Source organism: Larkinella sp. VNQ87, from assembly GCF_049445795.1.
Lineage (GTDB): Bacteria > Bacteroidota > Bacteroidia > Cytophagales > Spirosomataceae > Larkinella.
In genome coordinates this window covers 189,955-202,155 of record NZ_JBMSDT010000009.1, presented here as the reverse complement: position 1 = coordinate 202,155, position 12,201 = coordinate 189,955, and the positions used below count along the sequence as shown (strand labels likewise).

The 12,201-nt window shown below is 53.0% G+C and carries 11 protein-coding genes; 5 read left to right on the top strand and 6 right to left on the bottom strand.

The window, feature by feature from the left end; translation table 11 throughout:
• Positions 1-60: 60 nt before the first annotated feature.
• The 4 genes from ACO2Q8_RS17295 to ACO2Q8_RS17280 all read right to left on the bottom strand — a co-directional run bounded on the left by ACO2Q8_RS17295 (position 61) and on the right by ACO2Q8_RS17280 (position 4,442).
• Entirely contained in the window at positions 61-282 is a 222-nt protein-coding gene (locus tag ACO2Q8_RS17295; protein WP_423346097.1) for a hypothetical protein, read from the bottom strand.
• Positions 283-387: 105 nt separating this feature from the next.
• Entirely contained in the window at positions 388-1,698 is a 1,311-nt protein-coding gene (locus tag ACO2Q8_RS17290) for a hypothetical protein (RefSeq protein WP_423346096.1), read from the bottom strand.
• Between the two features lie 83 nt (positions 1,699-1,781).
• Complete coding sequence (locus ACO2Q8_RS17285) at positions 1,782-3,173, bottom strand: sensor histidine kinase (protein WP_423346095.1); 1,392 nt, start codon at positions 3,171-3,173, stop codon at positions 1,782-1,784.
• A 144-nt stretch (positions 3,174-3,317) separates the two neighbouring features.
• Positions 3,318-4,442, bottom strand: coding sequence for a hypothetical protein (locus ACO2Q8_RS17280; RefSeq protein WP_423346094.1), 1,125 nt, complete (start codon positions 4,440-4,442; stop codon positions 3,318-3,320).
• Between the two features lie 199 nt (positions 4,443-4,641).
• Between ACO2Q8_RS17280 and ACO2Q8_RS17275 the strand changes: the two genes are divergently transcribed.
• From ACO2Q8_RS17275 to ACO2Q8_RS17260, 4 genes are all read left to right on the top strand, one after another.
• Complete coding sequence (locus ACO2Q8_RS17275; protein ID WP_423346093.1) at positions 4,642-5,862, top strand: MFS transporter; 1,221 nt, start codon at positions 4,642-4,644, stop codon at positions 5,860-5,862.
• A gap of 84 nt (positions 5,863-5,946) precedes the next feature.
• Positions 5,947-6,138: a hypothetical protein gene (locus ACO2Q8_RS17270; RefSeq protein ID WP_423346092.1), complete on the top strand. Its 192-nt coding sequence runs from the start codon at positions 5,947-5,949 to the stop codon at positions 6,136-6,138.
• Complete coding sequence (locus ACO2Q8_RS17265) at positions 6,129-6,599, top strand: hypothetical protein (protein ID WP_423346091.1); 471 nt, start codon at positions 6,129-6,131, stop codon at positions 6,597-6,599. The genes ACO2Q8_RS17270 and ACO2Q8_RS17265 overlap by 10 nt, the downstream gene beginning before the upstream one ends.
• An 8-nt stretch (positions 6,600-6,607) precedes the next feature.
• Positions 6,608-7,270, top strand: coding sequence for a class I SAM-dependent methyltransferase (locus ACO2Q8_RS17260; RefSeq protein WP_423346090.1), 663 nt, complete (start codon positions 6,608-6,610; stop codon positions 7,268-7,270).
• 92 nt (positions 7,271-7,362) lie between these two features.
• On the opposite strand, the gene ACO2Q8_RS17255 is transcribed toward ACO2Q8_RS17260, so the two are convergent.
• Positions 7,363-7,974: a hypothetical protein gene (locus ACO2Q8_RS17255; RefSeq protein WP_423346089.1), complete on the bottom strand. Its 612-nt coding sequence runs from the start codon at positions 7,972-7,974 to the stop codon at positions 7,363-7,365.
• Positions 7,975-8,213: 239 nt separating this feature from the next.
• A complete protein-coding gene (locus ACO2Q8_RS17250; protein ID WP_423346088.1) occupies positions 8,214-8,516 on the bottom strand; it encodes a hypothetical protein in 303 nt (100 codons plus the stop codon).
• Positions 8,517-9,142: 626 nt separating this feature from the next.
• Between ACO2Q8_RS17250 and ACO2Q8_RS17245 the strand changes: the two genes are divergently transcribed.
• The gene (locus tag ACO2Q8_RS17245; protein ID WP_423346087.1) at positions 9,143-12,190 is read left to right on the top strand and encodes a SusC/RagA family TonB-linked outer membrane protein; all 3,048 of its coding nucleotides are present in this window, start codon (positions 9,143-9,145) and stop codon (positions 12,188-12,190) included.
• The last annotated feature ends 11 nt before the right edge of the window (positions 12,191-12,201 follow it).

The window sequence follows — 12,201 nt, the reverse complement described above, 5'->3', positions numbered from 1 at the left end:
ATCGGTAAGCCGAGAAGTAGGGCGTAATGACCAGAAGGATGTTCGTGTCCAACAGTACTCTCATCGCGGCTGGTAGGGCATGCGGAGGTGCGCGTTCAGCAACGCATCCAGGTCAGCCTGGGTGGTTGGTTTCTGTTGCTGCAACCGGGCCATTTCATCATCAGCCCTCCGGACAAAATAATCGGCCAGCAACACTTTGATCTCATCCAGTTTGTCCGGGCTGAGGTCGTGCGAAAACAACTCAAGCAAGTGCAGTTGGGCGGGATTTAATTTTGTAGTCATGGGGGTGGACGTCGGTTTATGACCAAATTTACAGAATCTCCTGAATAATTCCGGCTGTCTTTTCTCCTCCGCTAAAGCAGTAGCTTCAATTTTCTGCCACCCCCATCACTTCCCAAACTCAATCACATACTCCGACAAATACTCGCTTTTCTCCGGTTTGATGTTTTTCACGAACAGCCGGGCTTTCCGGCCCAGGCGCAGGCAGGTGTGCTTGTTGGCGATGTCTTCCGGGGTGTTCATGGGCTGGAGCGAGGGGTACCAGAGGAAAAAACCGGGTTTGTCGAGGAGCAGTTGGGGTTTGGTCCAGTCCTGTGAGTTAAGGGCTTCGCCGAGGTCTTTGTGGGGGTTGAACGAGATGTGAATGCTGCTGCCCGCCCACGACGGCCCCGTCACCTTGCCCATCAGCATCACCCAGCCGTTGAGGTAGGTGTTCCAACTCACCGATGGCCCCCAGTGAAAACCGCCCGTGGGCGACGACGCCGGACCGCCACCTTCCGTAGTCGGAATCTGCAACGACGCAATCGGCTGGCCGACACCGTTGTAGGGCGCGTTGAAGCCCTTGCCGTCCCAGCGTTTGGCCTTGCCCACCGGGTTGTCGAGGTCCTTGAGCGCAATGCGGGCCACGCTGATGCACTGGCCGCTCCATTCGGTTTTGCGGTCGTAAGTGGCTTCGTTGTAAACACCCGGAAAACCGTATTCGCCGTAAAACAGGTACAAATAATCGCCACTGGCTACGGCCGAAGGGTCACCGACACCCCCCGCAAAGGTATTGGAGGTGTTGTGCGGTTTCAGAATCAGCCGGGGCTGCAGGTCTTCCAGAAACAAGCCCTTGTTTTCCCAACTGCGGCCCCCGTCGACGGACTTCATGATGCCAATCCGGCAGACGGCGGCCGGGGAAGTCGGCCCTTGCAGTCCCTGGGGCCATTTTTCATTCTTATATCCCTTGCCGGTTTTGGCATCGTAGGGCAGGGTAGAGGGGTAGTTTTCGTTGTGGTAAACCGCGTACAGCGTCTTGCCGGTCGGGTCGTCGGGTTGCTGGTAAACGGTTTCAAACCAGACGGCCCCGTGCAAACCGGGCGTTCCGATGGGTGCGTTTTTCGGCATCCGGGGCTCGGTGAAGGCGTCGGCTTTGCTCAGAAACGCTTCGTCGGCGTTCTTCCCGTCGGCAAATTTCAGGTCGCGGGCGTCGCCCCAGAGCGGGTCTTCGCCGTATTTGCCCGGAAAAATTCGGAACGTATCGCCGACCCAGGCTTCGGCCATGTTGCAGTCGACAAAGGAATTGAAGTAAAATTTCTCGGACGGAATGAGCTTAAAGGTCGGTTTCCACTCGGTTTGCTGGTCGGTCGAGCGGCAGGCGAGCAGCAAGGCGCTGAAAGCAAGTGCGGTAAAACCGTGTTTCAGGGAAGCAGGCAGCATAATACGTTCGTTTCAATAGGTTAGACAAGCCTGCGAAACAAACCTATTTTTACGTACAAATGCAACTTTTCGTGAAATTAATCCTAAACAACGGGCAATTCGATGATAAACTGAGCGCCTTCCCCGACCCGGCTTTGAACCGCCAACGAACCGTTGTGTCCTTTCGTGATGATGTCGTACGAAAGGGAAAGGCCGAGTCCGGTGCCTTGCCCGGTGGGTTTGGTTGTAAAAAAAGGTTGAAACAAACTGGCTTGAATGGCGGGGTCGATGCCACTGCCATTGTCAGAAACTTCAAGCCGGATGCGTCCGTCCGACTGAACGGTTTTGACCGAAACCGTCGGCGAAAACTGCCCGGGCTGTTGGATGGCTTTTTCCCGGACGGCATAAAAGGCATTGTCGAATAAATTAAGCAAGACCCGGCCGATTTCCTGCGGAACGATGGTAATTTCCGGTAAGGCCGGATCAAATTGCTGCACCAGTTCGGCCTGAAACGCCTTGTTTTTGGCCCGAAAACCGTGATAGGCCAGCCGAAGGTATTCTTCCGCAAGGGCGTTCAGGTTGGTGGGTTGGCGTTCGCCATCGTACGAGCGGGAATGGTCGAGCATGCCTTTGACGATGGCCGAGGCCCGCTGGCCGTGGTGCGTAATTTTCTGCAAGTTATCGTCCAGATAGCCCAGCAATTCGCTCAAAACCGGGCGGGGTTGATCCAGTTGGTTTACTTCATCCCGCATTTCCTGAATCAATTCCGTGGAAACGTCCGAAAAGTTGGTTACAAAATTGAGCGGATTCTGGATTTCGTGCGCGATTCCGGCGGTCAGGCTGCCCAGCGAGGCCAGTTTTTCCGACTGAATCAATTGATCCTGCGTCGTTTTCAGGCGGGTCAGGGCGGTTTCCAATTCTTCTTTCTGCTCCTGAATAACCGCCGTTCGTTCGGCTACCAGCCGCTCCAGCTCGATCTTCTGAGTTTCGGCGGCTTTCAACATGCGCTCGTTTTCAAGTTGGGCCAATCGTTCCCGCTCAAAGGTTTTGCGTTGGCGGACAGCCAGGATGTTGAACGCCAGCAGCCAGGCTGCCGAAAAGCCAAAACCGGAGGAAATGTAGGTTTCGTATTGCGAAAGATTTTTCACAAGCTGGGTTGAAACCAGCACGATCATCACTAAAATGGCGAGCGTAAGGGGCAAGAAGGCCACCAGCAGCGTCTGGGCAGGTCGGTAGCTGCGGGCGAGAATCAGGGTCGCCAGGGCCATCGCGAAGAAGCTCAGGAAATACCAGTCGTCGACCTTGGTTCGGTAGTCAGGTAAGAGTAATCCTACTGCGGCAAAGACCAGCGATCCCATCCAGAACCTGCGGAGCCACTGATCCCAGGCCGGAAACCGGGTGGCCGTATCCAGAAAGTTTCGGAGTTGATTGAGTAGAAACTGCGTGAGCATTGCGCTCAACAGCAGCGGGAGCAACAAATTGGTGACTATCTTCATAAAGGCCTTTTCAACCGATCGACGGGGCCGTTTCCGGTGATTGTTGATCGGTTGAAAATAAGAAAGATCTGGCCTAGTTGCAAAAACCGTCGTGAATGGTCAGGCATTCCCCAAAACCGGATCGAAAAACCGCCTTTGGGCTGGTTAGGGCAAATGCCGCGACGCCATCTGGTGTTTGTCCAGCATTTTTTTCAACTCGTCCGCCCAGCCGATATACCGTTCCCCGTCTTTCGTATCATAGCCATTTTTAATCAGGCCGCTGGCTTCTTCGATGGTCTGGTCGGGCCGGTCGAGGAAATAGTTCAGCACCATGAGGTTATAAAAGGCGGAATACCGCATTTTCTGATCGCGTTTGTCGCTGCCGGAATACTTCGTTTTCAGTTCCTGAAAATAATCCATGACCGGTTGTAGGTCGAGGGCAAGCTGGTCGATGGGCTGGTTGGCGGTCATCCGTTTCGACAACTCCTTGATGGCTTTGATCGCTTCCTGCTGGACGGGGTATTCGGGGTGGCTTTTCGAATCCAGAATCCATAAAAACTCCCGCGTTTGCGTCGGCACGTAGCCATACCAGCGGTTGGCCTCGGCGTTGACCTGATTGATGGCGTCGGTGACGTATTTGGTAATCAGATCGGTACGTATCGTTTGCTGGTTTTGCTCGATGTACCGCCGGGCGTCGGCCAGGTTTTTGTATTCAATGGTGGTAAACGACAGTTCCGACGGAAAATAACCGCTGGTTGTGACGCTTTTCTCGGGACCAGCCTGGGAAGCTGCCTGCAAAAACCGGTTGTTCTGTAAGTCCTTCGCTTTCTCTTTTTCGCGTCGGCTCAGCGATTTTTCGTCAGTACGGGCACCCAGAATTTTGTAATTGCCGCTAAAGCTATACCGGACAATAATGGAGTAATACGTGGTCTGGCTGGTTACTTTGCCGTCTTTATCCTTTTTTTCCTCGCTCCGGGTGCGGGTTTCGCTTTTTTCAAACCGCACATTACCTAGTTCCATCACGATGCCGACTGCCGGGTTCTCTTCCACCCGCTGAAAACCGGACAGACCAATTTTGTCATAAATCGACGCTTCCGGGTAGGCCGAGGCCACCGAGGGCGAACAAACCACCCGTACGCCGAACGTGCGTTGGTCGGCGGGGGTGTATTCTTTGGGCAGGATCAGGTAACCGGCATCGAAATAAAACCGGTCAAGGTCGACTTTCTGGGCGGATGCCGGGCGTGAAACGGCCAGCAAAAGGGTCAGCAGGAGGGAGGAAAGGTGTTTCATACGCCAAAAATACAGCGTCTTACAGCGGAAAAAAGCGAAGTATTTATCAAGCGTAAAAGAATAGGATTGAAGAGTGAAAAACACCCGCTTAATTGAAACTTCTCGCGCCGGTAGTTGACGCTTGGTGCTTTTATTTTTACCTTCAAAGCCACAATCCGAATGCCGTCCGGCGTTCTTCATCAAACGACCCCGTACCCCAATGAACCTCAAAACCCGCATTCAGCTTTCCGTTATGATGTTTCTCCTGTTTTCGACCTGGGGAGCGTGGTACGGTCAGATGAGTAAGTATCTCTTTACCCAATTGAACGCCACCGGTGACCAGGTCGGCAATGCCTACACGGCTTTTTCGTTGGCCATGCTGGTGGCGCCGTTTTTCGTCGGCTTGATTGCCGACCGGTATTTTGCGGCCCAGAAAGTGCTGGGCGTGCTGAACCTGGCGGGAGCCGCCATATTGTTTTTCCTAATCCAGGAAAAAGACCCGGACGCATTTTTCTGGCAGATTCTGGCCTATTGCCTGACGTTTGCGCCGTCAATGTCGCTGACGACCTCGATTGCCATGCAGCACATGAAAAATCCGGAGAAAGAGTTTCCGGGTATTCGGGTGTTGGGCACGGTAGCCTGGATCGTCGTGACCAACATTGTCGGTTTTCTGGGCATTGGCGATCAGGTGGCTATTTTCCAACTGGCCATGTACGTCGCGCTGGCCCTGGGGCTGTTCGCGTTTACGCTGCCCGATACGCCCCCGAAAGCCGATGCCAGCGCCACGGTGGGCCAGATTCTGGGCGTCGACGCGTTTAAACTGCTGAAAGACCGCTCGTTTGCCATTTTCTTCCTGTCGTCGGTGCTGATCTGCATTCCGCTCTCCTTTTACTACGCGATGGCGAACCCCTCGCTGACCGATTCGGGCATGACCAACGTCGAGAACAAAATGTCGCTGGGGCAGGCTTCGGAGTTTTTCTTCATGCTGATGATTCCCTGGGCATTCAGTCGCCTGGGTGTCAAATACATGCTGGTGGTGGGGCTAGTGGCCTGGATTGTGCGGTTTCTGCTCTTCGGGTACGGCGATGCCAATACCGGCGAATGGATGCTGTACATTGCCATCGTGCTGCACGGGATTTGTTACGATTTCTTCTTTGTAACGGGCCAGATTTACACCGACAATAAAGCCGGAGAACGCATTAAATCGTCGGCCCAGGGCTTGATTACACTGGCGACCTACGGCATCGGGATGGGCATTGGCTCGAAGCTGGCCGGGATCGTGGCCGATCTGTACACCTTTAACGGCAAGGTCGACTGGACCTCCGTCTGGCTCGTTCCGGCAGCGATTGCTGCGGTGGTGCTGGTATTGTTCGTCCTGTTATTCAACGACCGGAAGAAAACCGTACCGGCGGAGGATGAGCTGGTTACGGGCCCCTTGTAAGCCGGTTTTGTTAAAAAAATGAAAAGGATGCCGCGCCAACGGTGTCCTTTTTGTGTTTTATCGGAAAATGACGTTGTTTACGCTATGGAAAAGAAACGGATTGTGGTGTATCAAGATTTGAACGAGCCGTATGAAAAACTGCTCGCTGATGGTCTGAATGAGACGCCGGAGGAGCGCTACGTGAAATTTTTCCGGATGCAGGCACGACTTTGGGCCTTGAAAGGTCGGCCGTTTCATGAACGAAAAGTGATCCTTAAACCGCACCCATGGATTTAGAAAACGAAGACTTTCGGTTGTTTGTCGAATATGCTGAACGCTGCCAGTTGAAGTATATGGTCATTGGCGGTTTTGCGATGTACCTGAACGGCATTTCCCGCACCACTGAGGATGTCGATGTCTGGATGGAACCAACCCACGAAAATGGACAGCGGCTGATTTGTACGCTGCTCGGAATGGGCTATGAGGAAGAGGAACTGAGTCATGTAAAAACCCTGGATTTTACCCAAATTCAGGTGTTTGGGTTGAATAATTATATTGATGTCCTGACGGTTGTTCACCGGAAATTCAACTTCGGAGATTGCTACAGCCGGGCCCTGGCATTCCGCAATCCGCACGGTCATACCATTCATTTTCTGCACCTGAATGATTTGCGGGAAACCAAAGTACTGGCCCGTCGCCCGCAGGACTTGCGGGACATTGTGTTGATTGATGATTTTCTGAAAAAGGGTGCTAACTAGTCAAACTGATGCTGCGAATTGCCTTTCTCCTTATCCTGTGGCTGACTGCTTCCCTCGCGCACGCTCAAGTTGTTGTGAACGAATGCTTGGACAAGCATTATACCAAACGAGAGAATTGTGAATGGCTGTTGAAAACGTATCGCAACCTGTATAACTTTCGAAAGACGGAACAGATTGCCAGCGTAGGTGCAGGGTCGGGCGCGCGGGAGGTGATTTATTCGATGATGGACGATAGCCTGACGCTGTACGTGCAGGATGTCGACCCGGTTTGTCTGCAACCCGAAGCCCTGTCGCTGACGATCCGGCAACTCTATCAACTCATGGGCCGAACCTGCTCGGCGATGTTTATTCCTGTGCGGGGCGTGGAGAAGGAAACGCGCTTGCCGGAGCGATTTTTCGACAAAATCATCATCGAAAACAGCCTGCATGAATTTACGCATCCCAACGAAATGCTCGACAACATCCGGCGCAATCTGAAACCAAACGGCCGCTTATTCATCGGCGAACTGATTGCCCGGCGACCGGGCCGCAAACACCAGGGATGCCGAAAACCGCTGTTTACGGAAGAAAGCCTGGTGCAACTGCTGGAGACGAGCGGTTTTCGGATGGTGAACAAAACCGTGCTGGATGCCCGGTATCCCGATGATCGGGTGTATGAATTTGCGCTTTGACTAATCTCCAATCGCCGAATCTCTTGTCTGATGAAAAAAAGCAGCCCCGTCTCCGGAACTGCTTTTCTCCGAATCGGCTTCAAAAAAGCGGCTTAGTTGGATTTCGGAATGCCGATCTGAATGCCGACGTTGACGGTGAAAAACTGCGAGGTTCGGTCAAAGTTGACGTTGCCGATGCTGCCTACGTTGGCGCTGCCGTCTTTATTCCCGAAGAGGATGTTGTAGCCGCCTTCGGCAAAAATCCCGAGATTGCCCAACGCCAGCACCAGACCAACTTTCGGAGCGACGCCCGCGTGGGTCGAATTGATTTTGCTGCTTTCCTGGCTACCAAATTTTACGCGGTACCCAGTAGCATACACCCCCGCTTCGGCACCGAGGTAGGGCCGCAGAAAACCGTCCGTGAAATAGTACTCGACCATCGCCGTGACGGGGATGATGGAGTTGGTAATTTCAAGACTTTGTCCACCCACCGTGTAGGTATAATTCTCGCCAAAGGCCTTGACGCCTAGCCCCAGCGCCAGTTTGGATGTCGGAAACAGCTTGGCGTTGATACCACCCCCGTAGAAGGTGTCGGAGCCTTCGGCGTCCGATGAAGCAAGCGAACCGTTGATTCCGACCGAGAACTGCGCCATTACGGGATTGACAACAGCGCCCAGCAAAAGCAGACTACTCAGTAAAAAAAGCGTGTAGCGGAAGTTTTTCATGGTAGCTTGTGGTTTGATTTGTCTGATAACTACTTGTTTGTTAAATTGTTTGGCGTTAAACAACCCGCTTCTGAATAAGAAAACCGGCTAAATTTCACTAGCCGGTTTTCTTACAATGGTTTTCAATGACCAGGAATCCTTACCCGGCACATGGTTTCAAAGATTTCCGGTTTTCAGTTGCCGAACTGCGTAGTCGGCCGCACGGGCCGTCAGCGCCATGTACGTTAGCGACGGGTAAACTACCTTTTGATGGTTACTTTGCGGGCCTGAATAAAAACCGTAGTCCCTGCTGAAAGCAGCCGCTGACCGACGACGCGTGCGTCTCCTGATCGAGTACGACCGAGTGAAACCGTAGCTGGCCGTAGTTCCGGCTTTTGATGATCGCGGATAAGTCCGTCATGTCGGTCACCATAATCGACGTCGATGCGCTGGTCCATCTGGGCGTTGGGCGTGGGCGTCAAATCCCGCAGCCGTAACGCGCCCGAACTGGGCCGTTTTGGTCCGGACGGGTACGTAATGCCCACGATGATGGTTTCGGGCATTTCCTTGCCGCCGACCAGGCTCCGGCGATTTTTACCCCGGCGTTTTCTGAAAAGAAGCCGGGAGCAATGCCCCCGGCCTTTTAATCAACCAACCTATGTTAAAATAAGGATTTTGTTACTGATAGTTTATAGTTAAAGGTCGGTAGTGTCTCAGTTTGATTTTATTTTGGGTAAACGGGATACAATTTTGAAATGATAAATTCCAGCGGTGCATCAGAACGTACAGTTCCGTCCGGTGGAATCTGAGTATCACACAATCGACAGTATGGAGCAGGGAAGGCTCTTTTTGAGGCACTCCTGCACGGCTGTGGCGGGGGCATGGGCTATATCGATATCATATGAAATAATATAAATAGTCAAATGTAATTTTATATCTAAATAATAGTAAAGAATCTAGTTCTATGTATCATCATTTTCCCTTAACCTGCCGTTTTTTGAGATTTGTATAGGCAAAAACGTATAGGGCCAAACTGATAATCGATTAAGCTGTATTGATTTGATTATGAAACAGATGGGGGATTATAGAATGGGATATTAATATATTAAAAAATTTTTAAATATTTAGGAGCGCAATGGAAATCCCCCCAATTGCGAAAACCTTTGTCTCTTTCTTTTACCTTAAAACTATGATGCACTGCTACATTTCTACTGCCCGATTGACACCTCAATGGGGCCGACTTTGCTGCATCCTGCTGATCCTGCTGGGGTTGGCCGTGGAGGGCAGAAGCCAGGTGCTGGCGACGACGAAAGCGGTTGCCGCGAACAGCCAATCGAGTGCCGAAATCACCGTGACCGGTCGGGTAACCGACGAAACGACCAACGAAGCCCTGGCTGGTTGCAGTGTGGTGCTGAAAGGCACCCAGCGGGGAACAACCACCGACGCCAATGGCGATTACCGCATTGTGGTGCCCGATGCCGGGGGCGTGCTGGTATTTGGATTCATCGGGTTTATTTCACAGGAAATTCCGGTCAACAACCGGAGTGTGATCAACGTTTCGCTGAAGGCATCGGCCTCCGAGCTTTCGCAGGTGGTGGTGATCGGTTACGGGAGCGCGGCCAAAAAGGACATGACCGGGGCCGTGAAGTCCATTAAAGCCACCGATTTTAACAAAGGAATCATTAACTCGCCGGAACAACTCTTGCAGGGCAAGGTGGCCGGGGTGAACGTAACTTCCGCCAGCGGGGAGCCGGGTAGTAATCAGAACATTACGATCCGGGGGCCGGGCGGGGTGCGGACTGGTAGTACGCCCCTGTTCGTGCTCGACGGGATTGCGCTCGACAACTCCGGCACGGGCGGAGCCACCAACCCACTGAACTTCCTGAACCCACAGGACATCGAGTCGATCGACGTGCTGAAAGATGCCTCGGCAACGGCCATTTACGGCTCCCGGGGTGCCAACGGCGTGGTGCTGATCACGACCAAAAAAGGCAAAGCCGGTTTTTCGACATTCAATATTTCGTCCAGCCTGGGCATTTCGAACCTGACACGGGCTTTGCCGGTGTTTTCGGCCGATGAGTTCCGGCGGCAGGTTCCGGCCGTGGGTGGGGTGCTGGAAGATTTTGGCGCGTCGACTGACTGGCAGAAGGAAATCACGCAAACGGCCCTGACGCAGAACCATAACCTGTCGTTCAGCGGAGGGTCGGAGAAACTGACCTATTACGGTTCGTTCGGGCTTCAGCAACAGGAAGGGATTCTGAAAAACAGCCAGTTGAACCGCTACACCGGCCGGATCAACGTGTCGCAGAAGTTTCTGGAAGACCGGCTGACGGTGGATGTCAACCTCAACGCCAGCAACACCTACAACCTGCGCCCACCAACCGAAAGCCTGATTGGCGGGGCCATTTCAACCAACCCGACCTTACCGGCTTATGACGATAAAGGCGAACCGTTTCAATACCAGGCAGGTACAAACCCACTGATTACCCTGAAGCTGGAAAAGGATGTTACCACGACAAACCGGGTGATTGGGAACATTTCGCCCTCGCTGAAGCTGACAAAAGACCTGGTGTACAAACTCAACCTGGGGGTTGACAATTCCAACTCGGTGCGGGATTTGCAGTCGTTACCCAATGCCGTTCCGCTGCGGGATGGGCGGTTGGAAACCATTTACCGGACCAATCGGAACGTGCTGGTTGAGAATTATTTCACGTATACGTTCTCGAATACCAGCCACAACCTGACCGCTTTGCTGGGGCATTCGTACCAGAAAATTTTTATTCAGGAACGGAGTTCAAGCATCAACAAGTTTCCGATTTCACCCATCGAGCCGATTTATAACCCCAGTCTGGGCCAGGAACTGACGCTGGCCAACAACCGGCCCGGCGGTTTTGCGATTGAAAATGAACTGCAATCGTTCTTCTCGCGGGTCAACTACCAGTACAAGGACAGGTACCTGATGACGGCCACGGTGCGTGCCGACGGTTCTTCGAAGTTCGGGGCCAACAACAAATACGGGGTTTTTCCGTCGTTCTCGGCCGGTTGGCGGTTGTCGGAAGAAGCGTTCCTGAAGTCCGGGCCATTCACGGATCTAAAGCTCCGTGTCGGCTGGGGACAAACCGGGAACCAGGAAATTCCGTCGAAGATTACACAGGCGCTATTTACCTCAACGGTTTCGGCTACAACGAGTTATCCGCTGGATAACACCAATGTGTTCCCCGCCGGAACATCGTACACCCGACTGGCCAATCCGAACATTCAGTGGGAAGTGTCGACACAAACCGACGTTGGGCTGGATTTTGCCCTGTTCAAAGGGGCGCTGGCGGGTTCGGTGGATTATTTCCGGAAAGTATCGAACAACATCCTGCTCGAAGTCATTCCGGCCGACCCCGTGCAACCGGCGGGTACGTTCTGGACCAACGTACCGGACATGACCATCACCAACCAGGGCGTTGAACTCGACCTGAATTACCGCTACGCGAGCCTGAGCGGTTTCCGGTTCGACGTGGGCGGTAACATTACGTTTATCGACAACGAAGTAAATAACTCGCCGTATACCGTTATCACGTCCGGATCGGCCTCGGGTTCCGGTCTGACCTCGGCCACCATCAACGGCTACATCAACGGGCAACCCATCGGGACGTTCTTCCTGAAAGAATTTACCGGTTTTGACGACAAAGGGATCAGCACCTTCCGGGATGTGGACGGCGATGGCATCGTTACCGACAAAGACCGGGTACCCATCGGCAGCGCCCTACCCACGAAGCAGTTCAATTTCAACGCCAATGCGGCTTACAAAGGCTTTGATCTGGCGGTGAATTTCAACGGCGTGTCAGGCAACAAAATCTACGACAACACGGCCAACGCCAATTTCTACAAACTACGGTTGTCGAAGAGTCTGAACACCACCGCCGAAGTCCTCGAATTTCCGAACGAGTCGATCAATAATTCGGCCCCGGTTTCGTCGCGCTACCTGAAAAACGGTTCTTTTTTGCGCCTGAACAACCTCTCGCTGGGCTACAACCTCAATCCCAAACTGCTCGGGTTGGGCCGGTGGGTGTCGGGCATCCGGCTGTCGGCCACGGGTCAGAACCTGTTCGTGATCACGAAGTACGACGGTTTCGATCCGGAAGTGAATACCGACCGAACCATCAATGGAATTTCGTCCTACGGGATCGATTACCTGAGTTATCCGAAAGCCAGAACGTTTGTCTTCGGCCTGAACCTTTCTTTCTAATTCGCTGAAAA

Coding starts and splice junctions, on each gene's coding strand:
- ACO2Q8_RS17295 (WP_423346097.1), bottom strand. CDS start 282: ATGACTACAAAATTAAATCCCGCCCAACTGCACTTGCTTGAGTTGTTT.
- ACO2Q8_RS17290 (WP_423346096.1), bottom strand. CDS start 1,698: ATGCTGCCTGCTTCCCTGAAACACGGTTTTACCGCACTTGCTTTCAGC.
- ACO2Q8_RS17285 (WP_423346095.1), bottom strand. CDS start 3,173: ATGAAGATAGTCACCAATTTGTTGCTCCCGCTGCTGTTGAGCGCAATG.
- ACO2Q8_RS17280 (WP_423346094.1), bottom strand. CDS start 4,442: ATGAAACACCTTTCCTCCCTCCTGCTGACCCTTTTGCTGGCCGTTTCA.
- ACO2Q8_RS17275 (WP_423346093.1), top strand. CDS start 4,642: ATGAACCTCAAAACCCGCATTCAGCTTTCCGTTATGATGTTTCTCCTG.
- ACO2Q8_RS17270 (WP_423346092.1), top strand. CDS start 5,947: ATGGAAAAGAAACGGATTGTGGTGTATCAAGATTTGAACGAGCCGTAT.
- ACO2Q8_RS17265 (WP_423346091.1), top strand. CDS start 6,129: ATGGATTTAGAAAACGAAGACTTTCGGTTGTTTGTCGAATATGCTGAA.
- ACO2Q8_RS17260 (WP_423346090.1), top strand. CDS start 6,608: ATGCTGCGAATTGCCTTTCTCCTTATCCTGTGGCTGACTGCTTCCCTC.
- ACO2Q8_RS17255 (WP_423346089.1), bottom strand. CDS start 7,974: ATGAAAAACTTCCGCTACACGCTTTTTTTACTGAGTAGTCTGCTTTTG.
- ACO2Q8_RS17250 (WP_423346088.1), bottom strand. CDS start 8,516: ATGCCCGAAACCATCATCGTGGGCATTACGTACCCGTCCGGACCAAAA.
- ACO2Q8_RS17245 (WP_423346087.1), top strand. CDS start 9,143: ATGATGCACTGCTACATTTCTACTGCCCGATTGACACCTCAATGGGGC.